We start from the raw sequence: 26191 nt of genomic DNA, 5'->3' as shown, positions 1-26191 counted from the left end.
CTGCAACAATCGCCACCCTTACGTTAGGATGCACGCTTATCCACAGGGCATTTGGGGTGCATTTTGGACATCTTGCGACGCAACAACGTGCACGTCTTGGGCAGCAGCGGCCCGGTGCTGCTGTACGCCCACGGCTTTGGCTGCCAGCAGACCATGTGGAGCCGCATCACCCCGGCGTTTGCCAGCGGCTACCGGCAGGTGCTGTTCGACTACGTGGGCAGCGGCAAGTCGGACCTGGCGGCTTTCGACAGCCAGCGCTACAGCAGCCTGCACGGCTATGCGCAGGATCTGCTGGAAGTCTGCGACGCGCTGGGGCTGCACAGCGGCGTGACTTTCATCGGCCACTCGGTGAGCTGCAGCATCGGCCTGCTGGCCTCGATTGCCCGGCCCGGCCTGTTCGACCGGCTGGTGCTGCTGGGCCCCTCGCCCTGCTTTTTGAACCACCCGCCCGACTACCAGGGCGGCTTTGAGCGCGATGACCTGCAAGGCCTGCTGGAGCTGATGGACCAGAACTACATCGGCTGGGCCCAGTACCTGGCGCCGGTGGTGTCCGGCCAGGCCGCCGGTGCCCCGGCAAGCCTGCCCACCGCCGAGCTGACCGACAGCTTTTGCTCCACCGACCCGGTGGTGGCCCGGGTGTTTGCCCAAACCACTTTTTTTGCCGACAACCGGGCCGACCTGCCCAAGGTGACCCGGCCCTGCCTGGTGTTGCAGCACCGGGTGGATGCGCTGGCACCGCTGTCGGTAGGCGATTACATGCACCGGCATCTGCAAGGCAGCAGCCTGCAGATACTGGACATTACCGGCCACTGCGGCCACATGAGCCACCCAGCCGAGGTGATCGAAGCGATCCGCAACTACCTGCCCCATGCAGAGCCTGCCGCCGCCTGAGCCGGCCTGCGCAGACCCGCTGAACCAGCTGCCCTGCCCGGTGCTGGTGACGGACCTGCAGGGCCGCGTGCTGGCCGCCAACGCCGACCTGCTGGCGGTGGTAGGCGGCACCGAGGCGCAGTGGCAGCAGCAGGCCATGGACGTGCTGCTGCCCCCGGCCAGCCGCATCTTCTTGCAAACCCACGTCTGGCCGATGCTGATGAACCAGGGCGGCGTGCGCGAAATCTACCTGCACCTGCGCGGCGCGCAGGGCCAGCGCGTGCCGGTGATGGTCAACTGCCAGCGCGGCCTGTATGACCCCCCTGGCCAGGACGACCGCACCGAGGGCTGCTACTGGGTGTTTTTTGTGGCGCTGGAGCGCAGCCGCTTCGAGGCCGAGCTGGTGCAGGCCCGCGCCCGCGCCCAAAGCCTGGCCGCCGACCTGGCCCTGGCAAACGCCGAGCTGCGGGCCATGCACCTGCAGCTCACCCAGCACACGCATGTGGTCGAATCCGAAAACCGCGAACTCGCCGAACTCAGCCAGACCGACCCCCTGACCGGCCTGGGCAACCGCCGCGCCCTGGCCCAGGCCGTGGCCCACTGGCAGGCCCTGGCCGACCCCGGTGCTTGCGCCTCGGTGCTGATGGTGGACGTAGACCACTTCAAGGCCGTGAACGACCGGCACGGCCACGACGAAGGCGACCGCGTGCTGGCCACCCTGGCCCGCCAGCTACAGGCCAGCATCCGCAGCAGCGACCTGGCGGTGCGCTACGGCGGCGAAGAATTCACCCTGTGGCTGCCCAACGCCGACCGCCCGGGTGCCGCGCATACCGCCCTGCGGGTGCACGAGCATGTACGCAGCCTGCGGATCGGCGACCAGCCCATCAGCGTCAGCATCGGCGTGGCCACCGCCACCCTGGCCCACGACCCGGCGCTGCTGCAGCGGCTGCTGCACCAGTCGGATGCCGCTGTGTACCAGGCCAAAATGGCGGGGCGCAACCGGACGGTGTTTGCCGATTAGGGGATAGGTTAAGCGCCAAATCGGCAGCTAGCGCTTACGCAATAAGCACGAAAAGCTACTATAACCATAGCAATTTGAAGATGCAGGGTAGTGGAAGAATATCGCTTGCAAATTGCATAATTTGTTGATATTCTTTCAATTGAAACTACAGGAGCATCCATGCCCGCTACCGCATCCACTGCGCTCCCTTCCTGCGAACCCGGCACCGTCCTGGCGAAAGCCACCCTGCAGGCGGCCTCGCTGCTGGGTTTTACCGGCACGGTGCTGGGCAAGGTACTGGGCCTGAGCGAAGCCTCGATTTCGCGCATCGGCACTGGCGAGCGGCCGCTGCAGCCTACCACCAAGGAAGGCGAGCTGGCGGCACTGCTGGTACGCAGCTGCTGCGCCCTGGATGCCATGGTGGGCAGCGACCCGCAGCACCGCCTGGTCTGGCTGTGCAGCTACAACAAGGCCTTGAACGGCGCACCCAAAGAGCTGATGCAAACCGTGCAAGGCCTGGTCCTGGTGGCCCACTACCTGGACAGCATGCGGGCCAAGGTATGAGCCTGCTGGAGATCGACCCCGCCTGGATTACCGAATCGCTGGCCGAGTACGAACACGGCCTGGAAAGCGATGTCTGGCGCGCCGTGGACGGCCTGGAGGGCTTGACCGCGTTGCGCCTGGTGGACACGCTGGCCGAGTTGCAGGTGCTGGAGCAGATCCTGGCCGCCAGCCTGCCGCCCTTGCCCACCGGCACGGCGCACCTGGAACCCTGGCTTACCAGCCCGTTTCGCCACACCGTGCTGCACCCGTCGCGCTTTCGCCCGGCCCAGACCACCGGTATCTGGTACGGCGCGGATTCCCCCGAGGCGGCCTGCGCCGAAGTCGGCTACTGGCGCTGGCGCTTTCTGACGGACAGCGACGGCCTGCGCGGCAGTCATCTGGTGGGCCCGCTGAATCTGTTCCACGCGGTGGTCTCCGGCCTGTGCCTGAACCTGGAAAGCCCGCCATGGCACGACCATGCCGCCGTGTGGAGCGACCCGCGCGACACCCGGGCCTGCCTGGCGCTGGCCGACCTGGCACAGGCCCAGTCGGTACAGTGGATCCGCTACCCCTCGGCCCGCAGCCCGGACGGATTTTGCGCTGCCGTGTTCGACCCGCAGGCCCTGAGCGTGGTGGCTCCGCACGCGCAAGAGACCTGGGTGCTGAAGGTCAGCGCCCAGCGGCTCATCTTCGGCCACGCCCACGAGCGGGTGGAAGTGGAAACGGAAGGCTGGGTTTAAAGCACCGCCAACACACGCGCGGGTGCCACGTCCACCAGGCAACGGGTGTGGCCCAGCGGGCAATCGCGCTGGAAGCAGGGCGCGCAGTCCAGCGGCGGCTGGTAGGCGGCATCGTTTTTCAGCCACAGCACCTGGGCCAGCGGGTTCAGCGGCGGGGTGTGCAGCGGGCTGCTGGAGCCGAAGATGGCCACCTGCGGCACGCCAAAGGCGGCGGCCACGTGCATCAGGCCGGAGTCGTTGCTTACTATTGTTTTGGTAGCTGCTATCGCCGATAGTGCCTGCTCTAGCGTCGTTTTTCCTGCGAAATTCAGCGCCCAGCCGGGACGGGCCGCGTTGACCGGTGCGGCGATCTCCTCGCACAGCGCCCGCTCTTTGCCCGAACCCAGCAACACCACCGGCACGTCCAACTGCTGGGCCAGCGCGGCAAAGTGGGCGGCAGGCCAGCGCTTGGCCGCACCATACTCGGCCCCCGGCGCAAACACCGCGTAGCCGCCCGGCTGCAGGCCCAGGTCGGCCAGCGACTGCGCCACTACCCGCGGCTCCATCTGCAGGCGGGGGCGGTCGCTGTCCAGGCCGGTTTCACCGCTGAGTGCGGAATAGAACGCCACCATCGGCGGACGCTCGGTACGCGGCGGATTCTTCAGCCGCTGGGTCAGCAGGCCGATGCGGGCTTCGCCGAAGTAACCCACACGGCGGGGAATGCGCGCCAGAAACGGAATCAGCGCGCTTTTCAGCGAATTGGGCAGCACATAGGCCGCGTCAAACCGGCCCTGGAGCTGCGCCGCCATGGCCCGCCGCGCCTGCCACTGCAGGCCGCCGTGCTGGAACGGAAACTCGATTACCTCGGCCACCTGCGGCATGGCCCGGTACACCGGAGCCACCCAGGGCAGCGCCCCCACCGTGAGCCGCTCGCCCCGCGCCTGCAGGCGGCGCATCAGCGGCTCGGTCATCACCGCGTCCCCAATCCACTGGGGGGCGATAACCAAAGAATTAATAGGGGTCAGAACCCTATTAATTGACTCCACCGCTCAGTGTCCGCCGCCGAAGTGTTCGCCCGCCTTCAGCGCGTACACCGTGCCGCAGTAGGGGCACTTGGCTTCGCCGGTGTGGGCTACGTCGAGGTAGACCTTGGGGTGGCTGTTCCACAGGGCCATGTGGGCTTTTTGGCTGGGACAGAACACGCCGCCTTGGGCGTTCAGGTCTTTGGCTAGGAGTTCGATGGACATGTTCAGACTTTCGTGAGCCAGTGGCTGTACTTGGGGTTGCGGCCGTTGACGATGTCAAAGAAGGCGCTTTGGATTTTTTCGGTGATCGGGCCGCGGCTGCCGACGTAGTCGTCTTTACCAAGTGCGATGCGGTCGAGTTCGCGGATGGGCGTGACTTCGGCGGCGGTGCCGGTGAAAAAGGCTTCGTCGGCGATGTAGACCTCGTCGCGGGTGATGCGCTTTTGCACCACTTCCAGGCCCAGGTCCTTGCAGATGTGGAACACGGTGTTGCGGGTGATGCCGTTGAGCGCACCAGCGGACAAATCGGGGGTGTAGACCACGCCGCCCTTGACCACAAACAGGTTCTCGCCCGCGCCTTCGCTGACAAAACCGCTGGCATCGAGCAGCATGGCTTCGTCGTAACCGTCGTCCACGGCTTCCATGTTGGCCAGGATGGAGTTGGTGTAGTTGCTCACCGCCTTGGCCTGGGTCATGGTGATGTTGACGTGGTGGCGGGTGTAGCTGCTGATCTTCACGCGAATGCCGCGCTTCATGCCCTCTTCGCCCAGGTAGGCTCCCCAGGGCCAGGCGGCGACCATCAGGTGGATGGTGTTGCCTTTGGGGGACACGCCCAGCTTCTTGTCGCCAATCCAGGTCAGCGGGCGCAGGTAGCCGGATTCGAGCTTGTTTTCGCGGATCACGGCGCATTGCGCGTCGTTCACTTCTGCTTGCGTGAACGGGATCTGCATGCGCAGGATCTTGGCGCTGTTGAACAGGCGTTCGGTGTGCTCCTGCAGGCGGAAGATGGCCGGGCCGTTGACGGTGTTGTAGGCCCGCACGCCTTCGAACGCGCCGCAGCCGTAGTGCAGGGTGTGCGTGAGCACGTGGATCTTGGCATCACGCCACTCGACCATCTGGCCGTCCATCCAGATTTTGCCGTCGCGGTCAGACATCGAAGGGGGTAGCGGGGACATGGCGGTTCCTAGGGGAGGGTTGTGGGGGTGGTGGCGGATTTTACGGGCTGGGCGGGGTGGGTTCGGCACCGTCTGGCGCGGGGCGCAGCAGTTGCCATTCCACCAGCTTGCCACCGGCGAAGGTGCAGGTCACGTGCGAGGCGCTGGCATCGGTCCAGCGGAAGAGTTCGGGCTGGGTGTCTTTGGGGGATTGCAGCGCACCCAGCGACTTGGTCATGGCCACCACGTGCAGCAGGGTCACGCCGGGGCGCAGCTTGGCATTGAGCATCACCGCGCTGGCCACCGTGCCGATGGGCCGGTTGGCGGCGCGCTTCATCACCTGCAGCATGCGGCTGAAATGCAGCAGGATCCAGGTGACCAGCAGGCTCAACGCCATGGCCACCCCGGCCCAGGAATATTCACGGTACGCCACCACCACCAAGGCGATAACGCCCACCGGAACCAGGATTTTTTGAAATTGCATGCCGGGATTTTGTCAGACCCGGCCCGGCGACCAGCGAACCCCCACCGCCAGCCCGCCCAGGCGCGCCGATCGGCCCACCTGCACCTGCGCGCCCAGCACTTCGGTCACGCGCTGGACGATGGACCAGCCCAGTCCGCTGCCGGGCTGCTCCTGGCCCAGGGGCCGGTAAAAGCGCTCGCCCAGGTGGGCCATGTCGGCCTCGGCCATGCCCGGGCCGCTGTCTTCCACCTGCAGCAGGGTCTGCCCACCCTCCTGCGCCACGCGGATCTGGATGCGGGCCCCCGACGGGCTGTAGCGCAAGGCGTTGTCCACCAGGTTGCGCACCAGCACCCCGGCCAGCACCGCATCGCCCGGCACGGTGCAGGCGGTATCGGCCTCCAGCTCCAGGGTCTGCTGGCGCTGCAGCGCAGCGGGTGCCAGGTCGGCGGCGGTGCTGCGGGCCACGGCGCACAGGTCCAGCGTGTCGCTGGGCAGGGTGCCGGTGGCCTCCAGGCGCGCCAGGGTCAGCAGTTGCCCGACCAGCCGGGTGGCACGGTCGCAGCCTTCCAGGGTGGCGCGCAGCGCGTGCTGGCGCTGGTCGGCATCGGCCCCAGCCCCCAACGCCACCTGGGCCTGGGCGCGGATGGCGGCCATCGGGGTGCGCAGTTCGTGGGCGGCATCGGCGGTGAAGCGGCGCTCGGATTCCCGCATGCGGGCAATGCGCTCCAGCAGGCCGTTCAAGGCCTGCACCATGGGCCGCATTTCGGGCGGCAGGTCGGCGATCTGCACCGGCTCCAGGGCCTGTGGCTGGCGCAGCGGCTGCAAACCCTGGCGCACCGCCCACCAGCCCCCTACGGCCAGCAGCGGCAGGGCAAAGGCCAGCGGCAGCAGCATGCTGCGCAAAATGGCCTGCAGGATGTCGCCGCGTGCCGCCGTTTCTTCGCCCACCAGCACGTAGACATCGCGCGCGCGCTGGACGCTGGCAAACACCCGCCATTCGCGGCCCTGCGGCATCCGCACCGTGCTAAACCCCGCCACCAACGGTGCCATGGGTGCCGCAGGTGCATTGGCCGAGCGGACCACCAGCGCGCCCTCGTGGAACACCTGGAAGGCCACGCGCGAAGCGTAGCGGTGCGCCAACGGTGCATCCATGGCAGGGCCATCGTCATAGGGCGAGATCTGCTGCGCCACCAGCAAGGACGCGGCCTGGGCCAGGTGGCTGTCGAGCAGCTCGTCGAGTTCGTGGCGGGCATCGAACCAGGTGGCTACCGCCGCGCCCAGCCACACCACCATCACCAGCCCCAGCACCCCGGCCAGCAGGCGGGTTTGCAGCGAGCGGGCTTTCATGCCGGATCGCGCGGCACGGTGTAGCCCACGCCGCGCACGGTCTGCACCAGGTCGACCGCCAGCTTGCGGCGCAGGTGGTGGATATGCACCTCGATGGCGTTGCTCTCCACCTCCTGCCCCCAGCTGTACATCTGCTGCTGCAACTGTTCGCGCGACAGCACGCGGCCCGCATTGCGCATCAGCGTGTGCAGCACATCGAATTCCCGCAGCGACAGGGCCACGGTCTCGCCGTGCACCCGCACCTGCCGCGCCGCCGGGTCCAGCTGCACCGGGCCGCTGCACAAGTGTTCTTGCAACTGGCCATGCGCGCGGCGCACCAGGCTGCGTAGGCGTGCGCCCAGCTCGTGCAGGTCGACCGGTTTGACCACGTAGTCGTCGGCCCCCAGGTCCAGGCCCTGGATGCGCTCGGGTACGGTGTCGCGGGCCGTCAGCACCAGCACCGGTGTGGCAATGCGGCGCTGGCGCAGGGTGTGCAGTACCACCAGTCCGTCCTGCAGTGGCAGGCCCAGATCCAGCACCGCTGCCGCATACATGCCGGTAGCCAGTTCGCGCTCGGCGGCCAGGCCGTCACGCACCCAGTCCACCTGGAAGCCCAGCTGCCGCAAACCGGCACGCAGGCCATCGCCCAGCAGGGCATCGTCTTCCGCCAACAGGATGCGCATCGTCAGCCGCCTTTGCTTTTGGGCAAATATTCGGGCACTGCGACCGCCAAGACCTTAATCTGCGTCATCTTCTGTGCCGATAGCGCTCCCATTTGGGCCAGACACCAGACCGTTCGGCGACTGCTGCCACTGCCACGACCAGAAGGCCAGCACCGCCACCAAAAGCAAGGCGGCCAGCAGCCCATGGTTACGCTGCGCCAGGTCAGGCCCGGGGCCTTCGACCTGCCCGGTCAGCATGTTGCGGGCCACGTTCTTGCGGCGCAGCACACTCAGGGCCAGCATCACCGCCAGGTGGCCCAGCACCAGCGCCAGAAAGGCGTTGCCAAAAAATTCATGCACCTCGCCCAACCAGTCGCCCCACTCGCTGTAGGTGGCATAGCCCGACAGGGTCAACGGCAAGGCCAGCACCAACAGGCCTGCCACCGCTACCGCCATGGCCAGGTTCTGCGCCTGGCGGCCATCCACGGCTTGCAGCGATGCCACAGAGGCCAGCCACCGTGGCAGGCCCGCCAGCTTGCGCCACAGCAGCGACAAACGGGCCTGGCGGGGGCCGACCAGCCCATACACCACCCGAAAAGCCAACAAACCGGCCAGGGTGTAGCCCAAGGTGACGTGCAACATGCGCCAGCCCTCGCCATCGGCGGTGAGGTAGGCCCCCACAAAGCTCAGGGCAAACAGCCAGTGGAAGACGCGGGTGGGCGCGTCCACCACCCGGCGGGTACGGGGTGGGGTGGGGCCGCTGGATGCGGCGGCAGACGATGGGGTCATTGCGTTCATGGGGAGCTCCTTCAGTCGTCCCAGTTGCGCCGAAAGCGCGCATCCAGGCCTTTGGGGAAAGTGATTTCCGATTCGCGGAAACTGCCGGTATCGGCGCGGGTGTGGCAGGGCATGCAGTTGGCCGCGCTCTTCACAGCCGACTGTTTCCAGATGGCCGGGTCCAGCTCGCGGTGTTTGCGGATGAACCAGTCCGACTGCGTGATGCGGTCTTGTGGCGGCGGCGCGCTCACGCGCTTGTAGGTGCCGGCGTGGGTCTGCAGCCAGGTGCTGATCTCGCGCACGCTGGCTTCGTCCAGCGAAGCGTCGGTGCCGTAGTGCTGGCCCAGCGAACCCATCAAGTGCTTCCACGAAGCCGCAGGCAGCATGCCCGGTGGATAGGCGATGTGGCAGGCCACGCATTCCTGCTGGAACTTGGGCAAGGGCGCGGGCATGGGCACGCGGGAATCGGCCCAGGTGCCCCAAGACAACAGCGTAGCCCCCAGTGCCAGGGCGCAGCGGTGGGCGAAAAGATGGTGCATGGTGGTATCTCCGAGAAGGGGGTTCAACGCTTTAGCGCCATCAGCCAGGCCAGCACATCGGCTTTTTCGGTAGCGCTGCATTCACGCGCCAACACGTCATTGCAGTTGCGGCGAAACCATTTTTCGGTCTTGGCGGCATCGGTGAAACGTTGGGGGTTGAAGGCCGGTGCCAGCGCGGCGATGGACTTGCCGGTGCTGGCGTGTTGGCCGTCCACCGTGGGCGATGCCGTGTGGCACGAGGCGCAGGTCCACTCTTTGCCGTGGCGGGTGGTGAACAGCTGCTGCCCGCGTGCGGCCTGGGCGGGCGCACCTGCCTGGGCGGTGTAGCCTGCCAGTTGCTCAGTGGGTGTGGTGGCCAGCGCCCACGGGGCCCAGGCCAGTGCGCCCCACAGCAGCCCGCGGGCGATTGAAGTCAAGATGTCCATGCGTCCTCCATGCAGCCATGGTAGGAAGCGCAGATTATCGAAAACTTAAGGTCTACAAACGATCCAGCGACGCATCCCGGGGCTGGTCGCTGTGCGACACCGGAAAACCATCGGCCACATAGCCGGGGCCCTTCATCAGCATCACGATGGCGCAGCCAATGCCTACGGTGAGCACCGCTGTCCAATGGAACAGCACCGCACCCACCACCGCGTAGCCCACCATCTGCACCCGGCGCAGTTCGGCAGCGGTATCGCCCGCCATGGACGCGTACCACAGGCACCAGCCCGCAATCGGCGCCACGGTGCCGACCAGCAACACCACCGGCAGCTTGCGCCAGATAGCCCACTCCCAGCCCGCCGGGGACCGGCAGGTGGAGGGGAGTTTTTGAAGCCAGTCCATGGGTGGGGGTGCGGTGAACGCACGAACCATCCTACGCCAAAGAACGCACCACTTCCATCGCCTGCTCCACCCGCACCACCCGCTCCACCGCGTGGATGGTCAGGCTGTGCGACGCGATACAGTGTTTGTGGATTCACACCACCAACCAGAGACCATGTGCCAGCCTATGCCACGATCAATACGCGCGTTTTTGTCTGTTTTTTGGATACTGCTGTCGTTTCATGCGCAAGGAATGACGCTTGAAAAGCAGGGCAACCAGCTATTTGCGACCGGTCCGGTAGGAGGCGACGACTGGTTGAAATTCAACCAGGCCTTTGCCGATCCTGCCGTGGACACCGTGGTACTGGTTAATTCGCCCGGCGGCAGTCTGTGGGATGGCCTGAGCATCAGCAAGGTGATTGCCGACAAGGGCTATAAGACCGTGGCAGCGGGTTATTGCAACTCCGCGTGCTCCTTGCTGTTCATGGGCGGCAAGGAGCGGAGGTTTTCAAACGCATTCAACCCTGGGTTGACCTACATCGGCATCCATGGTGCGCACGACCCCCACAACGGATCGCTGCAGGTGCAGGCCAATACCCAGATCTTTGCGTTGCTGAAAACGGCCATGGGTGAGAAGTTCAATGCCAACATCATGAACACCGCCCTCTACCAGATGGACGACAACAGCGGGCTCATGGTGGTGCCGGACAACATCCGCAACCCCCGCGCACCCATCTTCCATTGCAAGGCGGGCCAAACTCCTCGCCCCAATTGCACGGACTATCGGAATGCGGATGCACTCAGCCTGGGTGTCATCACCCACAATGACCTGGTCACGCTGGCGTTGCCCAGCGCGTTTAGGCCGTCCACCCAACTGCTGGGCCGTGCGCAAACAGTTTTGCTGGACAACCCGATTGCCTACCTGGACGCTGCCGCCCAGCAACACTGCGTCAGCAGGCCTTGCAAAGACAACATCAACGCGCTCCAGACTCTGGACGAAAGCAAGGCTTTGGCGGTACGCGAAGTCGGCACGGGTGTGGGTGTGTCGTCTCAGCAACCCCATATCCTCAAGGCGGTGGTGGTGGCCGTCTATGCCTGTAACCATCTTCCAGACCGCCCGGTGCGGCTTTGCACCGCAGCACTGGCCAATGGTTATGACCTGCGGCATTTCTATACCGAGGCCGAGCACCGTGCCAAGCTCGCGCAGCTCCAGGTGCCGACCGAAAAGTTTTATGCCAGCGAAGAGTTTGGCGGCGGCTTTGGCACCGCCAAGGCCTACCGCACCGAAAAGCCCATCGACGTGCCGCCCATGCAGATCCAGGGTGTGCAAACCATCGGCACCCAGGCGCTGGCCCGCATGCTGAAGTCCGACACGCCGCCTGTAGCCATCGACGTTGGCGGTACCGATGAAACCATTCCCAGCGCATCGACCCTGTTTTTTGGCGGCAATGCCTATGACAGCCCGGAGCTGGACTCCATGTTTAATTACCGATTTATCGCGCTGCTGAAACAACTGGCACCCGATACCGAGCAGCCGCTGGTGATTTTTGGTAACGGGCGCAACTGGTTGTCCGCCAACGCCGCACTGCGCGCCAAGCAAGCGGGCTATACCCAGGTGCTGTGGTACCGCGGCGGCATGGAGTCCTGGAAGAGAGCGGGCCTGCCCTCGGCACTGACCACGGTGCGGGCTGTCGCCAACTAAGGCATCACGCCAGCCCGCGCACCACCTCCATCGCCTGCTCCACCCGCTCCACGGCGTGGATGGTCAGGCCTTCGATGGGTTTTTTGGGGGCGTTGGCCTTGGGCACGATGGCCACGCTGAAGCCCAGCTTGGCGGCTTCTTTCAGGCGCTCCTGGCCGCGCGGGGCGGGACGCACTTCACCGGCCAGACCCACCTCGCCAAAGGCGATGAAACCCTTGGGCAACGGCTTGCCGCGCAGGCTGGAGGTAATGGCCAGCAGCACGGCCAAGTCGGCGGCAGGTTCGCTGATGCGCACGCCACCCACCGCGTTGACGAACACGTCCTGGTCCATGCAGGCAATGCCCGCGTGGCGGTGCAGCACGGCCAGCAGCATGGCCAGGCGGTCCTTGTCCAGGCCCACGCTCAGGCGGCGCGGGCTGGGGCCCCCGCTGTCCACCAGCGCCTGGATCTCGACCAGCAGCGGGCGCGTGCCTTCCAGCGTCACCATCACGCAGCTGCCAGGCACCGGCTCGGGGTGCTGGCTCAAAAAGATGGCGCTGGGGTTGCTCACGCCCTTCAGGCCGTGCTCGGTCATGGCGAACACCCCTATCTCGTTCACCGCGCCAAAGCGGTTCTTGATGGCGCGCACCAGCCGAAAGCTGCTGTGGGTGTCGCCCTCGAAGTACAGCACCGTGTCCACCATGTGCTCCAGCACGCGCGGCCCGGCCAGCGCGCCCTCTTTGGTGACGTGACCCACCAGCACGATGGCCACGCCGCTGGCCTTGGCCGCGCGCGTGAGGTGCGCCGCGCATTCGCGCACCTGCGCCACCGAGCCAGGGGCCGAGGTGAGCTGGTCGGAATAGACGGTCTGGATCGAGTCGATCACCGCGATGTGTGGGCGGTGGGTTTGCAGCGTACTGAGGATTTTTTCCAGCTGGATTTCGGCCAGCACCTGCACCTGGCTATTCACGATACCCAAGCGGCGCGAGCGCAACGCCACCTGCGCCCCGCTCTCCTCGCCGGTCACGTACAGCGTCTTCTGGCCCGAGCGTTGCAGCGCATCCAGCGCCTGCAGCAGCAGCGTAGATTTGCCGATGCCGGGGTCGCCGCCGATCAGCACCACGCCGCCTTCCACGATGCCGCCGCCCAGCACCCGGTCCAGCTCGTCCAGGCCGGTGGGCGTGCGGTCCATGTCCGTCGCTTCAATGTCGGCCAGGGCCATGACCTCGGCGGTTTTGGCCAGGGCAGCGAAGCGGTTGTTCTTGCTGGCCGCCACCGGCTCGGCCACGGATTCGATCAGCGTGTTCCAGGCCTGGCAGTGCGGGCACTTGCCCAACCACTTCGGGCAGGTACCGCCGCATTCGTTGCAGGTGTAGATGGTTTTGTCTTTGGCCATAAAAGTGGGAGGGGGTCACCCGATTTGTTTGCTAAGACGCAAAGTAATGAACTAAATCAAAGGCTTAACGCAATTTTCTTTACTAGGCTTTGCTAGCTTTCGTGGCTTTAGCAAAGGGTTCTGAAGATGTGACGGGCATCCAAATGGGTGCCGCCCTGGGGCCGGTTCGGAGGATTTGGCCTTGGCGTCGCATGGCCTGCAACAGGTTGCGCACCTTGTTTTGCCTTTGTGTGCTGTCCAATACATCGGGTAGCTTGGCCAGCACCAGGTCGTCCAATTCGCGGCGGGTGGCCTGGCCATACTGAAGCAAATAGTCCACTACCAACTGTTGGTAATAACTATCGTCCAACCCCCGGTTATGGATGTACCGCGCCTTCTGGTCGGTCCACGCGGCCACCTTGGCCGAAATAAAGTAGTTGGGCGAACGCCCTTCTATCAGCTTGAGTGCCTTGAGCGCGCGCACCGGCTCGGGCGCAAGAACATGCCGCCTTTGCACCTGGTCCAACCAAAACACCTGCCGCAAGTCCAGATCGCTGCGTTGCATCAGCAACTGGGTGTATTGGATATCCAGAATCTGGCCGGGAATGGACAGTTCGACACGGGGTCGACCGTTGTCTGCCCCCTCCAACACATAGTCTGGCATGGGGAAAAACCGCTCTCGCTGCGTCTCGAACATGCGGCGGATACCACTGCCCACCTGGTCAATCATGCGCAAGCGGATCATCCCATCGATCAGCCACTGGTTGCGGTAGTGCTCTGGTGGCGATTGCTGCTCCAGCATCCATTCCACACTGGGAGGAATGAACTGGCCCAGGTTACCCAACACCAGCCGCTCCGGGTGTTCCACCACGTTGATCTTTCCCCCTAACCGATAGTCCTGGTGGGCCACCGCGTTGTGCAAGGCCTCACGCATCACCCATGCGTCGTAGCGTGGCACCGCCGTCGGAAACAAGGTGCCATCGGGCATGTGCTCGATCGTCACATTGCGGATCTGTGCACATACTTTTTCTGTGGCAAGCAGCAAGGGAATGCCAAAGTGCTGTGACGACTCGGTGCGGTTGCCCGCGTCGCGCAATATCCAGCTGATCTTGGCATCCACGGGTGACAAAAAATGTGCGGCTTCGTCACGCCCCAAAAGCAGCAGCGCCGAACGGGTGATCCGTCCCTGCTTGGTAATGCGTGCCTTGTTCAGCAAAGTGGGTACGTCGTAGCCGGCGACCTCCTCGCGAATTTGCGCATGGCGCTCAGTGTTCGACTCACTTTTCAGCAGGTATTCGGTGAAGCGCTTGCGGGCGGCATCCAGTGCCAGCGGGTCCAGGTCGCTCAATCCCGCGCCAGGCACCAGCTCACCCGACCAATCGTCTTTCTGGCCCAACATGGCCCACAAACGGGCCTCTTTGTCCGGGTGTTCTGACAGCTTGGTTTTATGGCTGTCGATGCGGATGTAACGTTGGTTTTGGAACGCAATCGGCGCGCTGCGGGCGGGGTGGATCTCCAGCATCACAACCTGGCCTTGCGGCAGAGTCAGCCCGTGGAACTGAAAATCTGCGCGCGGTGAAGTCATGTGCTGCAACCACATGGTCAGCGACTGGTTGCCCTCCTTACGCAGGAAGGGGTTGAAGGTGGTGCCGTTGATAGCGTGCGAGCCGTCTGCCACGCCCCACACCAGCCAAGCCCGTTCGTGCCCCTGCAACGCCGCCGCGTTTGCCAGCGCAGAAAGATACTGCCCGATATCGGCAGACGCATCTAGGTTGGACTTGAATTCGACCGTACTCCCTTCACGCGGCAAGGCGCACAAACGCGCCAGCATTTCCAGCTGCGCAGAAGAATCCGTCATGGGCAGCACCCGCGCTGGAAATGCATCGTCTTGTCTTTGGCCATCCCGGAACTATAGCCGAAGGCTGTGTAAAAACACAGTAGCTATTGTTTTAGGAGCTGCTAGCGCCTATTCCATAAGCGCTAGCGGCACTTTTTATCCAAAGATGGTTGCTACGCTGTACTTATTGCCGCGTAAGAATCAGGTGCGTGGCAAGTGGGGGAGGCAACTCACGTTTGACATGAGGGGTCTGGCGTCGGCTTCACGTAGGCGACTCACTGATAAGTGTTGCGAGAAGGCGTGCGTACATAGAGGGAAAGTGATACGTTCCTAGACCCTGCCAGGCTCGAAAGTCGGATGAAGATATGTGATCAACATCGAAAGTTTTATGCCATTCTGAGCCTTGAGCAACGATCACTTTGCCTGGCCCATCCGAGAATTGATCGGCTGTGATATCGACGATCAGATCACCGCTTGCGAGCCAGACGTGCGAGGTCCAAGTGTTGTCAATCTTGCTTCCTCGCTCACCTGATACGTACTCAAACCCGAGTAAGCCGTTGTCCGCTAGATAGGCTCCAAGCAGAAGGCAAACGTCGCTACAGGAACCGGCGGGAAAGCTCGACATTGAATTAGGTAACTCGTCGATCGGTATCGCTTCCAACGCTGCCCGCATTCGAGTTGCTAAGTTTTCGACAAGGGCGGTATTCACGTCACGAAACTTGCTTTACACCGCAAACCCTGTGGTTTAAATCATCCATCGAAATCTCCTGAAAGTAGCTTGCAGATTTGCTTCCCGTAGGGTGATCCAGTTTATATACAGAGTTAAAAACCCCGACAAACCTTGCAGGCAAAGCGCCGAACCACTATAGCCCGCCGAAGCTTCGCCACACCCACGCGGCGGCACTGTCCCTTCAAAAGAGGGCCACTCGCAAAACTATTATTTTCGTAGCTGCTCCCGCCCATTCCATCAGCGCTAGCAGCACTTTTTATCTACAAAATCAAACCCAAGGCTGCGCCAACTGCTCCGTGGCAAACACCCGTTGCACCGCCGGACGCGCCAGCACCGCTTGCAGGTACGGCCCCAGGTGCGGGTAGGTGCGGGCCGGGGCGCTGGTGAAGTTGCGGGTCCAGCGGCACAGCATCAGGGCGTAGGCATCCAGCGCGGAGTAGGTGGGGCCCAGCAGCCAGGGGCCGCCGTGGCGGGCCAACTCGGCATCGAGCTGCGCCAGCAGGCCGCCGACGCGGTGTTCGGCCTGGGCTTTTACCTCGGCGGCACCGGCGGTGTTGCCGGGGTTCACCAGGCGGTGCGGGTAGAAGTAGGCGATCAGCGTGCTTTGCAGGGTGTTGGTCATCCACACCAGCCACTTGTAGAAATGGGCGCGCTCCACCGTGCCCACCGCTGGGGCCAGGCCTGCGGCAGGGTGGCTGTCGCACAGGTGCAGGCAGATGGCGGCGGACTCGAACAGCACCAGGTCGCCGTCGGTCAGCACCGGCACCAGGCCGTTGGGGTTGAGTGCCAGGTAGGCCGGGGCCTTGTGCGCGCCTGCGCTGGTGTCGACCAGCAGCAGTTCAAACGGCAGGCCGATTTCTTCCAGCAGGATGTGCGGTGCCATGGCGGCGGTACTGGGGGCGTAGTGGAGTTGCAGCATGGTGGTTAAGAATAGTTAGGGGGCCTGGCGGTGGTGCTGGCGGATGCCCCAGGTGGCCAAGCTTAAACCGGCCAGCGCAAACACCAGCAGCGGCAGCACCAGGCCCATCGGGCCCATGCTGGCGATGGCGTAGGCAAACACCGGCGGGCCAATCGTGGAGCCCAAGTTGCCCATTTGCGCCACCGCCCCGGTGGCACGGGCCTGCACGGGGGGCGCGTCGCTCAAGTACGGAACCAGCGCAAACGCGGCCCCGCCCGCCAGGCCCACCAGCGCCATCAACAGCAAGGCCACCGGTGCAATTGCGAAGCCCTGCCACAGGCACAGCCCTAGCGCCAGCCCGGCGGCGGCCATGCCCGCAAACGCCAGCGGCACCAGCGTGGAAGGGCGCATTACCGACTGCGCCAACCAGCCCGCCAGAAAGTTGCCGCCAATGCTGAGCAGCGGCAGCAGCACCGCCAGCCAGGCGCGGTCGGCCCCGGCGTAGGGCGGAATAAAGGTCAGCAAGGCGATGGCGGTAGCGGTGTAGAAGAAAAAGCAGCAGCCCGGCAGGGCAGTGGCCCACTGGCTGTAGATGCGCGCATGCAGCTGCGGCAGGCGTGCCAGCGCGGGCCAGGGCTGTGTGTTGGCGCTGTCGCGGGGCAGCTGCCACAGCACCATGGCACCCATCAACGCCATCGCTAGCGCATGCACTTGCATCAGCCCGCTGAGCTGCCAGTGCGCCAGCACCCAGCCCCCGCCCGCCGCCGTGAGCGCAAACGCCACCCCCACGAACGTGCTCCACAGCCCCATGGCGATGGCGCGGTGCTGCGGCGCGCTGTGCTGCATGATCAGCGTGGGCGCGGCCACCACCACCGCCAGCTGCGACACGCCTTCCAACAGCCGCGTGAACCACAGCAACGCAAACGGCGGCTCCAGCGCATGCACCCCGGCCAGCACCGCCCCCAGCCCCATGCCCACCAGCAGCAAGCGCCGGTAGCCGATGGCCGGGGCACACAGGCCCATCGTCACGCCCAACACCAGCCCCACCATGCCCACGGTAGACAAAATCCAGCCCATGGCCGCAGGCGTGGCACCGTAGGTGGTCTGCAGGGCCTGGAAGGCAAACGACACCTTGGAAAACTGCATCGCCGCCGCCACGCCGCACAGCCACAGGGTGAGAACGCGGGGCCAGTGGGTGGTGGTCAGTGGGGCCATGTACAAAAAGGAAGTGCTTCTAAAAATATAGCTGCTTGCGCTTATGGAATAAGCACGGATGGCTCATTCTATGCCTGGTTTTTGGGCCATAACCGCACCGCCAGCGCCACCCCACCCGCCAAGGCCGCCATGCCACACACGCCCGGCCAGCCCCATTGCGCCAGGGCCTGGCTGCCCAGCCAGGCACCGCTGGCCATGCCGATGAAACTGCCGCCCATCAGCACCGCGTTCAGGCGGCTGCGGGCGGCGGGCTCCAGACCGTAAACGATGGTCTGGTGGGCGATCAGGCTGGCCTGCATGCCCAGGTCGAACACCAGCGCGCCCACGGCGATCAGCCACAGCGGGCCGCCGCCGTCCAGGCTACCGATAGCCATGGCGACAAATGCTGCCACCACCAGGCCCGCGCCGATGCGCGTCACCACCTCGGGGCCACGGCGGTCGGCCACCTTGCCTGCCAGCGGCGCGGCCAGTGCACCGGCAGCCCCCGCCAGGCCAAACGCCCCGGCGGCGGCACTGCCCAGATGGAAGGGCGCGGCATGCAGCATCACCGCCAGCGTGGACCAGAACGCGCTGAACCCCAGGCTCAGCATCCCCTGGGCCAGCACGGCGCGGCGCAAACCAGCGTGGCGCTGCAACAGTGTGAACAGGCTGCCCATCAGAGCCAGGTAGGGCATCTGCGTGGTGGGCGCAAAGCGCGGCAGGCCGCGCCACAATGCCACGCCCAGCATCGCGATGCTGAGCGCTGCCACCCCGAACATGCCGCGCCAGCCCGCGTGCTCGGCCACAAAGCCCGACACCACGCGCGACAGCAAAATGCCCAGCAGCAGCCCGGTCATCACCATGCCCACGGTCTTGCCCCGGTTGGCCTCGGGTGCCAGCGTGGCGGCGGCGGGCACGATGTCTTGCGCCAAGGTGGCCGAGATGCCAATCGCCAGGCTGGCCGCCAGCAGCACGCCCAGCGACGGTGCCATCGCCGCCGCCAGCAACGCGATGCACAAAATGGCCGCCTTGCCCAGAATGATGCGGCGGCGGTCAAACCGGTCGCCCAGCGGGGCCAGCAGGATCAGACCCGACGCGTAGCCCAGTTGCGTCAGCGTCGGCACCAGGCCGATGGAGCCCGGTGTGGCCTGGAACTCGCCCGCCAGCACGCCCAGCATGGGCTGGCTGTAGTACAGCGCAGCCACCGCCAGCCCGGTGCCCACGGCCAGCAGCAGCACCAGCCCGCCAGACATTTCGGCAGCGGGGTGGTGAGAAGGGGCGGAATCCATGGCCATGGGGCACATCCTTGCGTGATTGAATGCAGCAAGTGTCCCTGAATCTGGCCCACCAGGTCACCGGCCCCGGCCTGGTCAAATAAAGCGCCCTTCTCCTACATCCCTGTCACACCTGCAGGTCTAAGCTGGCTGTATTTTTTGGGAGCTCCACGCATGCAACTCACTGCCACCTGCACCTTGCAGGTCCACAACGCGGGCGAATGCCCTCTGGTCGCCATGCTGCGGGCCTGCCACGGCGAGGCCCAGCACATCGTGCAGGAAAACTTCGAGGTGCAACCCTGGGTGCCGCGGGTGGACTACACCGATGTCTATGGCAACCTGTGCCAGCGCATGGTGCTAACGCCCGGCCCCACGCAGATGGCCTTGTCGGTCACCGCCAACGTGGATGCCGACATTGCCGTTGCCCCGCAAACCGCCCCCACCCCCATGCAGCTTCTGCCCGACAACGTGCTGATCTATCTGCTGCAAAGCCGCTACTGCCCGTCGGACAAGATGGCCGAACGGGCGCTGGGCATCGTGGGCAGTGTGGCACCGGGCTACGACCAGGCCGAAGCCATCCGCGCCTGGATCCACACCCACCTCACCTACCAGTACGGCGTGAGCACCGCCACCACCGATGCGCTGGACACGCTGTCGCAGGGCGCAGGCGTGTGCCGCGACTTTGCACATGTGGGCATCGCCCTGTGCCGCAGCCTGCGCCTGCCCGCGCGCATCGTGGTGGGCTACCTGTACGGGCTGGATCCGATGGACCTGCACGCCTGGTTCGAGGTGTTTGTGGGGGGCCGCTGGTACACCTTCGATGCCACCCAGGCCCAGCCGCGCGGCGGGCGCATCGTGCTGGCCTACGGGCGCGACGCGGCGGATGTGGCGTTTATCTCCGACTACGGCAGTGCGCCGCTGGAGGTGCAGCAGATGCAGGTCACGGTGGACCTGCTGGCTGGATAAATTACTCCGGTAAAACGAGCGATTCGCCGCGCGTCTTTTGGTCGTGCTGCTTGTGCAGCAGGTCGTCGATCTTGCGGGTGAGTTTGTCGGCCGCGCCGTCCACCGCCTTGTGCAGCGTGTCGGCATGGTGCGTCACGGCCACGGGCGGGCGGCCTTCCAGGCGGGCTTCGAGCATGCAGCGCTTGTCCTGGCGGCTGCTTTTGTCGCTGTTCTCGTCGCTCAGGTGCACTTCCACGCGGGTGATGTGCGGGCTGAGCCGCGCCAGCGCGTGCTGCACCACGCCGGTCACGTGGGTGGCCAGGCCTTCGTGGCCTTCGATGTTGTGGTCGGTGTTGAACTGGATTTGCATGGAGTCTCCTTGGTGTTGTGGCAGAGCGCTGATACGGCCCTGGCTGCTAGATAGAGCCCTTGGGGGCCTGTGAGTTCCCCCAAAGTGCCCCAAGGTCCATTATGCGCGCTATTTTTTTAATAGCTACTTGTGCTTATTTGGTAGGCGCTGGGTGCTATTTTTATGGTGCATCGACGGGCGGGGAATGCCTACGACTTCGGCCCCGCCTTCAACTTCTTGGCCACCGGCGGCAGGTAGTTGTCGGGCGAAATGATGGACTTGCCGGTTTGGTTTTCCAGCTGCTGGCGGGCCTGGCGGGCGATGCGGCCACCGGCCTGGGCGGCCCCCTTGTTTTCGGTGAGGCCGGTGGCATCCACGTTTTCGGCGATTTGGCGGGTGGACAGCTCGGCCAGGGCGGTGAAGATGAGCTCGGCTTCGGTCATGTGGTCGCGCAGGTTCTGGCTTTTCAGGCCCTTCTTTTCCTTGTGCTCCTTCACGCTCACGCCGGTCCACTCCTGGTGGATGATGTTGGTAAGGATGGCGAATTCCTGGCCCTCTTTGATGTCGTGCTCGCGCCAGAAGTCGGTGAGTTTGTTGCGCGTTTCCTGGCCGGTCATGCGCTGCTGAATCCACTTGTCGCTGCGGCCATGCTGTTGCCAGGTTTGGCGGGCGCGGTCCAGCGATTGGGCGGGATCGGCCATTTCCTGCATGCGCTCGTAGCCGACCTTGGCCAACCAGAGTTTGATGGGCTCGGCTTTGGGGCTGGGGATGGACTGGACGATGCGCAGCAGGCTTTGGGCGGTAGCGGCATCCGTCAAACGCAGCTTGCCGTCGGCGGCGGGCATTTTCAACTGTCGACAAATTGTCGACAGTTGGGTGCCGTCTTCTTGCAGCACACGCTGTTTCATCTTGAACCAGTAGTCGCGTGCATTGGCGCTGTCGGTCAGCACCTGCACGATATCGATCACCGAAAACCACCACACCTCGGTCGCCTCGTCGTACACGCGCCGGATCGCCTGGCCGTCGAAATCGCTAGGGAGTATTGCCATATTTTTGCTCCTGATACCGTAGCTGCTCACGCCCATTCAAAAAGCGCGAGAGCCTCTTTTTATCTTAAACCTTCGGTGCCAGGATCGCCATGGTGATGCGCGACACGCAGGTCAAATTACCTGCGTCGTCTACCAGTTCGATGGCCCAGACCTGGGTGGTGCGGCCGATGTGGACGGGGCGGGCGGTGCCGGTGACCCAGCCGCTGGAGACACCACGCAGGTGGTTGGCGTTGATGTCCAGGCCCACGGCGCGGTGGCCCTCGGGGGCAGCGTACATGGCACCGATGGAGCCCAGGGTTTCGGCCAGCACCACGCTCACGCCGCCGTGCAGCAGGCCGTAGGGCTGGCAGGTACGGTGGTCTACCGGCACACGGGCGCGCACAAAGTCGTCGCCCACCTCCAGAAACTCGACACCCAGGTGGGCGATGGCGGTGCCGATGGCACCCGCGGTGCAGATTTCGACGGTGAAGGGCTGCTTCCAGGTGGACATGGGGAGGACTCCAGTAAGGGATATAAACGAATGCTTTTCAGCATAAACCACGCCCCGCGCGTCTGGAGTCTCTCGCTTGCCAACCCACGCTTCTGTTTCCGCCGCCAACCTGCGCGGCATTGTGGCCATGGTGATTGCCGTGGGTGCGTTCTCGGTGATGGATGCCGCCCTGAAAACCCTGAGCCACCACTACCCTCCCCTGCAGGTGGCTGCGCTGCGCGGGCTGGTGGCGCTGCCGCTAGTGGTGGTGTACGTGCTGTGGTGCAAGGAATTGCCCAGCCTGCTGAAGATACGCTGGCCGCTGCATCTGTTGCGCTTGGGTGTCGGGGTGGCCATGCTGTCGCTGTTTGTGACGGCGCTGCGCACGCTGGGGCTGGCCGAGGCCTACACCATCTTTTTCATCGCCCCGCTGCTGATCACGGTGCTGTCGATTCCGGTGCTGAAGGAGCGCGTGCAGCCCCGCCACTGGTGGGCGCTGGCGGGCGGGCTGTGCGGCGTGGTGGTGGCGCTGCGGCCCGACCAGGGGGCGTTTTTGTCGCTGGGCGCGCTGGCGGTGCTGGGCGCGGCGGCGTGCTATGCCGTGTCGGCCGTGACCGGGCGGGTGTTGAGCCGCACCGATTCCAGTGCCGCGCTGGTGTTCTGGGGCACGACCGGGCTAGCGGTGGGGGCCGGGGCGCTGGCCTGGCCGCACTGGGTGGCGGTGCTGCCCACCGACGCGCCGGTGCTGGCGGTGATTGCGGTGAGCGGCTTTGCCGGACAGTTGGCCATCACCCAGGCGTTTCGCTACGGGCAGGCGGCCGTGGTGGCCCCGTTTGAGTACACCGCGCTGGCCTGGGGCGTGGCGCTGGACGGCCTGCTGTGGCACACCGCGCCCGACCACCGCACCCTGCTGGGCGGGGCCATCGTGATTGCCTTCGGGCTGTGGGTGGTGCGGCAGGAACGCACCAAAGAGCTGGTGGTCACCCCTTGAAAACTAACAATCAAATGAGCATCCCGTGCTTATGGGACAAGCACAGAAAGCTATCAAAACCATAGTTTTACGCCTTGCGCGCCAGCACCGCCTGCAGCTGCTCGGCGGCAAGCTCAAAGTCGAAACCGGTGACTGCCGTCTGGAACGCTGGGTAGCCGCCCGCAGGGAACAGGCTGCGCAGGCTGGCGGCGTGCTCCAGCACCAGTTCGACCGCGTCGCCATCGCTGTCTTCCAGCAGGTGCAGCAGTTTTTGTCCCAGCGCCCGGGCATCGGCGCTGGCGGCAGCGGGGGCGGCTTCTTCCACCGGGGGCTCGGCCACGCGCTCGACCAGCAGGCGGCGCAGGGCGGCCAGGCCGCGGGTGTTTTCGGCCTGCAGGCGGGCCATGGCGGGGGCGATGTCTTCGCCCGAGGTGCCGCTCTGGTGCAGCACCTCTTCGAGCGCCAGCGCAGCAGCGGCCAGGTCGGTCAGGCCGATGTTGCCCGCCACGCCCTTGGCGGTGTGGACCACGCGCTGCAGGGTGGCCAGGTCGCCCTGGGCCAGGGCTTCCTGGGCGCGCTGGGGGGCGTTGGCGTGGTGTTGCACAAACTGCTGCAGCAGCCGCAGGTAGAGCTTTTCATTGCCCGCCACACGGCGCATGCCGGAGGCGGTGTCCAAGCCGGGCACGGCGGGCCAGACCTGGGGGGCGGCAGGGCTGGGAGCGGCGGGCGGGGGTGGCACGCTGGCTCCGGCGCTGGCCGGCCGGGCCCAGCGCAGCACGGTCTGCAGCAGGGTGACCGGATCCAGCGGCTTGGTGATGTGGTCCACCATGCCCACGGCCAGGCAGCGCTCACGCTCTTCGCGCAGGGCGTGGGCGGTCATGGCGATGACGGGCAGCTCGGCATAGCGCGGGTTGGCGCGGATCTGCTGGGTGGCTTCCAGCCCGCCCATCTCCGGCATTTGCAGGTCCATCAGCACGGCGTGGAAGTGCGCGGGCGGGGCAGCGACCAGCAGGTCCAGCGCAATGCGGCCGTTGTCGGCCACCACCACCTCGGCCCCGGCGGCCTGCAGCAGCTCTACCGCAATCTGCTGGTTGATGTCGTTGTCTTCGGCCAGCAGCAGGCGCAGGCCGTCCAGGCGGGCCGGGGCCGCGTCCACCGGGGCGGGCAGTGCGGCCGGATCGGCCAAGCCAAACCAGATCTGGAAGCTGAAGCAGCTGCCCACGCCGGGTTCGCTGTGTACGCTGATCTCACCGCCCATGCGCTCCACCAGGCCCCGGGTGATGGCCAGGCCCAGGCCGGTGCCGCCGTATTTGCGGGTCACCGAGCCGTCGGCCTGGGTGAAGGCCTGGAACAGTTTGGCGGCCTGCGCTTCGGTCATGCCGATGCCGGTGTCGCGCACGTCGAAGCGCAGCTGCACCCGCTGGGGAGGGGTAGGGTCGGTGTCCACGGTGTGTACCGACACGGTGACCATGCCTTTTTCGGTGAACTTGGCGGCGTTGCTGAGCAGGTTGGTGAGGATCTGCCCCAGCCGCAGCGGGTCGCCCACCAGGGCCGGGGCCACCCCGGAGGCCACGTCGAACAACAGGGCCAGGCCTTTGTCGGCCATGCGCTCGGCCAGCAGCGTGGTGCTGTGGTTGAGCACCTCGTCCAGCCGGAACGGCACCTGCTCCACATCGAGCTTGTCGGCCTCGATTTTGGAGAAGTCCAGGATGTCGTTGATGATGCCCAGCAGCGCCACGCCCGCGCGGTGGATCTTGCCGATGTAGTCGCGCTGGGTGCTGTCCAGGTTGGTCTTCAGCGCCAGGTGCGACAGGCCGATCACGGCGTTCATCGGGGTGCGGATTTCGTGGCTCATGTTGGCCAGGAACATCGACTTGGCCTGGGTGGCTTCTTCGGCCACTTCCTTGGCCTGGCGCAGCTCGGCCTGCACCTGGGTGAGCTCGCTGATGTCCACCAGCACGCCCACCAGCCCGGCCACCCGGCCATCGGCGTGGTGGAAGGGGTTGATGGAGTACAACGTGGTGTGGGGCTTGCCGTCGGCAAACAAAAAGGTTTCTTCGCGGCGCATTGCACTGTTGGTGGAGACGATGGTGAGCTGTTCGCTCTGGATCACCTGGCGCCGCGCGAGTGGAATGAATTCCAGCTCCATCACCGTGGTGCCCAGCAGGTCCTGGGCGTGCAGGCCGAACGCATGCTCATAGGCCTGGTTGCAGCCCAGAAAACGGGTTGCGGCATCTTTGTAGAACACCGGGGTGGGGATGCTGTCAAGCATGGCCTGCAAGGTGGCCGCGTGCTCGGCCGACAGGCGCAGCCCGGTGTGGCGGCTGCGCATCACCTGGCTGGCGATGCGGCTGAGCAGCAGAATCAAGCCCAGCCCCAGGGCCGCCACCAGGGCGGCCAGCGAATAGTGCCAGCGCACCATCGGCCCCAGCGCATCCAGCTGGTCCAGGGCCAGCATCTGGTAGCCGGGCTGGGACAAGGGCACCCGGTTGACCAGGTAGGGGTTGCCGTCGACTTCCCAATGGCTGGGGTGCAGCAGCGGGGCCGGGCGCTGTACCGGAATCGTGGCCATCTGCGCCGTGGCGGGCGGCACCGGTGCCAGGACTCCCACATGGCGCAGCATGAAGTCGCTGCGCGAAGCGCTGACCACGATGCCGTCGCGGTCCACCACCAGCGCAATCTGGTGGCCCGACAGCAAGGGCGACAGCGCGCTGGCATCGTGCTTGATGACCACCACGCCCTGGGGCACGTCGTCGCGGTCGGCCCGCAGCGCGTAGAAAAAGCCGGGTTGGTTGGCGTAGCTGGTCAGCCCCTGGCCCACGGTAAACATCTGGCCCACGCCGTGCTCCATGGCGTCGTTGAAGTCGCCGCGCGCCAGGTAGGTCTGGCCGAGCAGGCTGTTGGGCTGCCGCCCGTCGCTGGTGGCCACCACCAGACCTGCCACGTTGACCACGAACACATGGCTGTACTCCTGCCGCTGGCGGGTCTGCTCCAGGCTGTCGCCCAGAAAGCGCACATACGGGTCGCCCACCAGCTTGGCCCGCCGCGCGGCCTCGGGCATGGCCAGCAGGCTTGCGGCCTTGGGGTTGGACTCGCCCAGCAGCTCCTGCACGGCGGTGTGCTGGGCCAACAGCGCGGCCACCGTGGCGACCTCGGAGAACTTGCGGTCGATGATGCGGGCGGTGCTGAGGGCATCGGTCTGCGCAGCCAGGGCGCTGTCGGTAATGTGCGCGCCCACGATGCGGCCCGACAACCACAAAGTCACGGCGCACACCAGCACCAGCCACAGCACGGCGCAGATGCCGGTCCAGCGGTTGAGCTGGCGCAGCTGGGCCTCGAAGGCCTGCAGGACAGTGGGCGTGGCCCCCGTGCGGGGACGGAGGTCCGCAGAAGGCGGATGGTCGATAGGCATGCCGTGGACTGGAGTGGCGCGGCCAGAAATCACCACGCGGGGCTCCACGATACTGCGGATGTAAGCTTAAGTACACCCACACAACGCCGCCTCCTTTGACCAAACAGCTACAAAATAAGTAGCTGC

General features: G+C 65.3%; 27 protein-coding genes. 7 read left to right on the top strand and 20 right to left on the bottom strand.

Translation table 11 applies throughout. The features are described 5' to 3' along the window. The first annotated feature begins 63 nt into the window (after nt 1-63). From AC097O_RS12340 to AC097O_RS12325, 4 genes are all read left to right on the top strand, one after another. Nucleotides 64-891 carry an alpha/beta fold hydrolase gene (locus AC097O_RS12340; RefSeq protein ID WP_479593110.1) on the top strand — a complete coding sequence of 276 codons (828 nt, stop codon included), beginning with the start codon at nt 64-66 and terminating at the stop codon, nt 889-891. Further along, nucleotides 869-1891 (top strand): GGDEF domain-containing protein, encoded by a 1023-nt coding sequence (locus AC097O_RS12335; RefSeq protein ID WP_479593109.1) that lies wholly within the window; start codon nt 869-871, stop codon nt 1889-1891. Before AC097O_RS12340 ends, AC097O_RS12335 begins: the two co-directional genes overlap by 23 nt. 159 nt (nt 1892-2050) lie before the next feature. After that, entirely contained in the window at nt 2051-2434 is a 384-nt protein-coding gene (locus tag AC097O_RS12330; RefSeq protein ID WP_479593108.1) for an MbcA/ParS/Xre antitoxin family protein, read from the top strand. Then, entirely contained in the window at nt 2431-3153 is a 723-nt protein-coding gene (locus AC097O_RS12325) for an RES family NAD+ phosphorylase (protein ID WP_479593107.1), read from the top strand. The genes AC097O_RS12330 and AC097O_RS12325 overlap by 4 nt, the downstream gene beginning before the upstream one ends. Here the strand turns inward: AC097O_RS12325 and waaF are convergent. The 10 genes from waaF to AC097O_RS12275 are packed head-to-tail and all read right to left on the bottom strand — an operon-like array spanning nt 3150 to nt 9903. Beyond that, a complete protein-coding gene (gene waaF / locus AC097O_RS12320; protein WP_479593191.1) occupies nt 3150-4148 on the bottom strand; it encodes a lipopolysaccharide heptosyltransferase II in 999 nt (332 codons plus the stop codon). The two genes, AC097O_RS12325 and waaF, sit on opposite strands and share 4 nt — an antisense overlap. A gap of 33 nt (nt 4149-4181) precedes the next feature. After that, nucleotides 4182-4379: a zinc-finger domain-containing protein gene (locus AC097O_RS12315; RefSeq protein ID WP_295952761.1), complete on the bottom strand. Its 198-nt coding sequence runs from the start codon at nt 4377-4379 to the stop codon at nt 4182-4184. Between the two features lie 2 nt (nt 4380-4381). After that, nucleotides 4382-5332 (bottom strand): branched-chain amino acid transaminase, encoded by a 951-nt coding sequence (locus tag AC097O_RS12310; RefSeq protein ID WP_479593106.1) that lies wholly within the window; start codon nt 5330-5332, stop codon nt 4382-4384. A gap of 40 nt (nt 5333-5372) precedes the next feature. Further along, nucleotides 5373-5795, bottom strand: coding sequence for a glycerate kinase (locus AC097O_RS12305; RefSeq protein ID WP_479593105.1), 423 nt, complete (start codon nt 5793-5795; stop codon nt 5373-5375). Nucleotides 5796-5807: 12 nt separating this feature from the next. Continuing rightward, nucleotides 5808-7121, bottom strand: coding sequence for an ATP-binding protein (locus AC097O_RS12300; protein ID WP_479593104.1), 1314 nt, complete (start codon nt 7119-7121; stop codon nt 5808-5810). After that, entirely contained in the window at nt 7118-7783 is a 666-nt protein-coding gene (locus AC097O_RS12295) for a winged helix-turn-helix domain-containing protein (protein WP_479593103.1), read from the bottom strand. Before AC097O_RS12295 ends, AC097O_RS12300 begins: the two co-directional genes overlap by 4 nt. A 54-nt stretch (nt 7784-7837) precedes the next feature. After that, entirely contained in the window at nt 7838-8560 is a 723-nt protein-coding gene (locus tag AC097O_RS12290; protein WP_479593102.1) for a cytochrome b/b6 domain-containing protein, read from the bottom strand. 11 nt (nt 8561-8571) lie between these two features. After that, on the bottom strand, nt 8572-9078 hold the full coding sequence (locus tag AC097O_RS12285; RefSeq protein WP_479589220.1) for a diheme cytochrome c: 507 nt from the start codon (nt 9076-9078) through the stop codon (nt 8572-8574). A 23-nt stretch (nt 9079-9101) separates the two neighbouring features. Continuing rightward, complete coding sequence (locus AC097O_RS12280; protein WP_479589219.1) at nt 9102-9503, bottom strand: DUF1924 domain-containing protein; 402 nt, start codon at nt 9501-9503, stop codon at nt 9102-9104. A gap of 52 nt (nt 9504-9555) precedes the next feature. Beyond that, entirely contained in the window at nt 9556-9903 is a 348-nt protein-coding gene (locus AC097O_RS12275; RefSeq protein WP_479593101.1) for a hypothetical protein, read from the bottom strand. Nucleotides 9904-10135: 232 nt separating this feature from the next. Between AC097O_RS12275 and AC097O_RS12270 the strand changes: the two genes are divergently transcribed. Then, nucleotides 10136-11584 carry a rhodanese-like domain-containing protein gene (locus tag AC097O_RS12270; RefSeq protein ID WP_479593100.1) on the top strand — a complete coding sequence of 483 codons (1449 nt, stop codon included), beginning with the start codon at nt 10136-10138 and terminating at the stop codon, nt 11582-11584. 4 nt (nt 11585-11588) lie between these two features. On the opposite strand, the gene radA is transcribed toward AC097O_RS12270, so the two are convergent. The 6 genes from radA to AC097O_RS12240 form a co-directional block, all read right to left on the bottom strand. After that, nucleotides 11589-12959, bottom strand: coding sequence for a DNA repair protein RadA (gene radA / locus AC097O_RS12265; RefSeq protein WP_479593099.1), 1371 nt, complete (start codon nt 12957-12959; stop codon nt 11589-11591). Between the two features lie 82 nt (nt 12960-13041). Continuing rightward, nucleotides 13042-14769 carry an RNA-binding domain-containing protein gene (locus AC097O_RS12260; protein WP_479593098.1) on the bottom strand — a complete coding sequence of 576 codons (1728 nt, stop codon included), beginning with the start codon at nt 14767-14769 and terminating at the stop codon, nt 13042-13044. A 268-nt stretch (nt 14770-15037) separates the two neighbouring features. Further along, on the bottom strand, nt 15038-15484 hold the full coding sequence (locus AC097O_RS12255) for a hypothetical protein (RefSeq protein ID WP_479593097.1): 447 nt from the start codon (nt 15482-15484) through the stop codon (nt 15038-15040). 289 nt (nt 15485-15773) lie between these two features. Continuing rightward, on the bottom strand, nt 15774-16424 hold the full coding sequence (locus AC097O_RS12250; RefSeq protein ID WP_479593096.1) for a glutathione S-transferase family protein: 651 nt from the start codon (nt 16422-16424) through the stop codon (nt 15774-15776). 15 nt (nt 16425-16439) lie between these two features. Then, complete coding sequence (locus AC097O_RS12245) at nt 16440-17618, bottom strand: MFS transporter (protein ID WP_479593095.1); 1179 nt, start codon at nt 17616-17618, stop codon at nt 16440-16442. A gap of 68 nt (nt 17619-17686) precedes the next feature. Beyond that, the gene (locus tag AC097O_RS12240) at nt 17687-18892 is read right to left on the bottom strand and encodes an MFS transporter (protein WP_479593094.1); all 1206 of its coding nucleotides are present in this window, start codon (nt 18890-18892) and stop codon (nt 17687-17689) included. Nucleotides 18893-19045: 153 nt separating this feature from the next. Here AC097O_RS12240 and AC097O_RS12235 point away from each other — a divergent pair, with 153 nt between their 5' ends. Beyond that, nucleotides 19046-19837 carry a transglutaminase-like domain-containing protein gene (locus AC097O_RS12235; protein WP_479593093.1) on the top strand — a complete coding sequence of 264 codons (792 nt, stop codon included), beginning with the start codon at nt 19046-19048 and terminating at the stop codon, nt 19835-19837. A 1-nt stretch (nt 19838) separates the two neighbouring features. Here the strand turns inward: AC097O_RS12235 and AC097O_RS12230 are convergent, their stop codons facing one another. The 3 genes from AC097O_RS12230 to AC097O_RS12220 form a co-directional block, all read right to left on the bottom strand. Continuing rightward, nucleotides 19839-20186 carry an HPF/RaiA family ribosome-associated protein gene (locus AC097O_RS12230; protein ID WP_479593092.1) on the bottom strand — a complete coding sequence of 116 codons (348 nt, stop codon included), beginning with the start codon at nt 20184-20186 and terminating at the stop codon, nt 19839-19841. 188 nt (nt 20187-20374) lie between these two features. Next, entirely contained in the window at nt 20375-21214 is an 840-nt protein-coding gene (locus AC097O_RS12225; RefSeq protein ID WP_479593091.1) for a BRO family protein, read from the bottom strand. A gap of 64 nt (nt 21215-21278) precedes the next feature. Further along, a complete protein-coding gene (locus tag AC097O_RS12220) occupies nt 21279-21704 on the bottom strand; it encodes a hotdog fold thioesterase (RefSeq protein WP_479593090.1) in 426 nt (141 codons plus the stop codon). A gap of 76 nt (nt 21705-21780) precedes the next feature. Between AC097O_RS12220 and AC097O_RS12215 the strand changes: the two genes are divergently transcribed. Continuing rightward, nucleotides 21781-22674: a DMT family transporter gene (locus tag AC097O_RS12215; RefSeq protein WP_479593089.1), complete on the top strand. Its 894-nt coding sequence runs from the start codon at nt 21781-21783 to the stop codon at nt 22672-22674. 67 nt (nt 22675-22741) lie between these two features. On the opposite strand, the gene AC097O_RS12210 is transcribed toward AC097O_RS12215, so the two are convergent. After that, a complete protein-coding gene (locus AC097O_RS12210; protein ID WP_479593088.1) occupies nt 22742-26065 on the bottom strand; it encodes an ATP-binding protein in 3324 nt (1107 codons plus the stop codon). Nucleotides 26066-26191 lie beyond the last annotated feature (126 nt).

The sequence above is a fragment of the Rhodoferax sp. LS1P39 genome (assembly GCF_056521425.1).
Note: the sequence above shows the minus strand (reverse complement) of the source record. Positions and strands in the feature narration are given on the sequence as shown.

Coding starts and splice junctions, on each gene's coding strand:
- AC097O_RS12335 (WP_479593109.1), top strand. CDS start 869: ATGCAGAGCCTGCCGCCGCCTGAGCCGGCCTGCGCAGACCCGCTGAAC.
- AC097O_RS12330 (WP_479593108.1), top strand. CDS start 2,051: ATGCCCGCTACCGCATCCACTGCGCTCCCTTCCTGCGAACCCGGCACC.
- AC097O_RS12325 (WP_479593107.1), top strand. CDS start 2,431: ATGAGCCTGCTGGAGATCGACCCCGCCTGGATTACCGAATCGCTGGCC.
- AC097O_RS12315 (WP_295952761.1), bottom strand. CDS start 4,379: ATGTCCATCGAACTCCTAGCCAAAGACCTGAACGCCCAAGGCGGCGTG.
- AC097O_RS12310 (WP_479593106.1), bottom strand. CDS start 5,332: ATGTCCCCGCTACCCCCTTCGATGTCTGACCGCGACGGCAAAATCTGG.
- AC097O_RS12305 (WP_479593105.1), bottom strand. CDS start 5,795: ATGCAATTTCAAAAAATCCTGGTTCCGGTGGGCGTTATCGCCTTGGTG.
- AC097O_RS12300 (WP_479593104.1), bottom strand. CDS start 7,121: ATGAAAGCCCGCTCGCTGCAAACCCGCCTGCTGGCCGGGGTGCTGGGG.
- AC097O_RS12295 (WP_479593103.1), bottom strand. CDS start 7,783: ATGCGCATCCTGTTGGCGGAAGACGATGCCCTGCTGGGCGATGGCCTG.
- AC097O_RS12290 (WP_479593102.1), bottom strand. CDS start 8,560: ATGAACGCAATGACCCCATCGTCTGCCGCCGCATCCAGCGGCCCCACC.
- AC097O_RS12285 (WP_479589220.1), bottom strand. CDS start 9,078: ATGCACCATCTTTTCGCCCACCGCTGCGCCCTGGCACTGGGGGCTACG.
- AC097O_RS12280 (WP_479589219.1), bottom strand. CDS start 9,503: ATGGACATCTTGACTTCAATCGCCCGCGGGCTGCTGTGGGGCGCACTG.
- AC097O_RS12275 (WP_479593101.1), bottom strand. CDS start 9,903: ATGGACTGGCTTCAAAAACTCCCCTCCACCTGCCGGTCCCCGGCGGGC.
- AC097O_RS12270 (WP_479593100.1), top strand. CDS start 10,136: ATGACGCTTGAAAAGCAGGGCAACCAGCTATTTGCGACCGGTCCGGTA.
- radA (WP_479593099.1), bottom strand. CDS start 12,959: ATGGCCAAAGACAAAACCATCTACACCTGCAACGAATGCGGCGGTACC.
- AC097O_RS12260 (WP_479593098.1), bottom strand. CDS start 14,769: ATGCTGGCGCGTTTGTGCGCCTTGCCGCGTGAAGGGAGTACGGTCGAA.
- AC097O_RS12250 (WP_479593096.1), bottom strand. CDS start 16,424: ATGCTGCAACTCCACTACGCCCCCAGTACCGCCGCCATGGCACCGCAC.
- AC097O_RS12245 (WP_479593095.1), bottom strand. CDS start 17,618: ATGGCCCCACTGACCACCACCCACTGGCCCCGCGTTCTCACCCTGTGG.
- AC097O_RS12240 (WP_479593094.1), bottom strand. CDS start 18,892: ATGGCCATGGATTCCGCCCCTTCTCACCACCCCGCTGCCGAAATGTCT.
- AC097O_RS12235 (WP_479593093.1), top strand. CDS start 19,046: ATGCAACTCACTGCCACCTGCACCTTGCAGGTCCACAACGCGGGCGAA.
- AC097O_RS12230 (WP_479593092.1), bottom strand. CDS start 20,186: ATGCAAATCCAGTTCAACACCGACCACAACATCGAAGGCCACGAAGGC.
- AC097O_RS12225 (WP_479593091.1), bottom strand. CDS start 21,214: ATGGCAATACTCCCTAGCGATTTCGACGGCCAGGCGATCCGGCGCGTG.
- AC097O_RS12220 (WP_479593090.1), bottom strand. CDS start 21,704: ATGTCCACCTGGAAGCAGCCCTTCACCGTCGAAATCTGCACCGCGGGT.
- AC097O_RS12210 (WP_479593088.1), bottom strand. CDS start 26,065: ATGCCTATCGACCATCCGCCTTCTGCGGACCTCCGTCCCCGCACGGGG.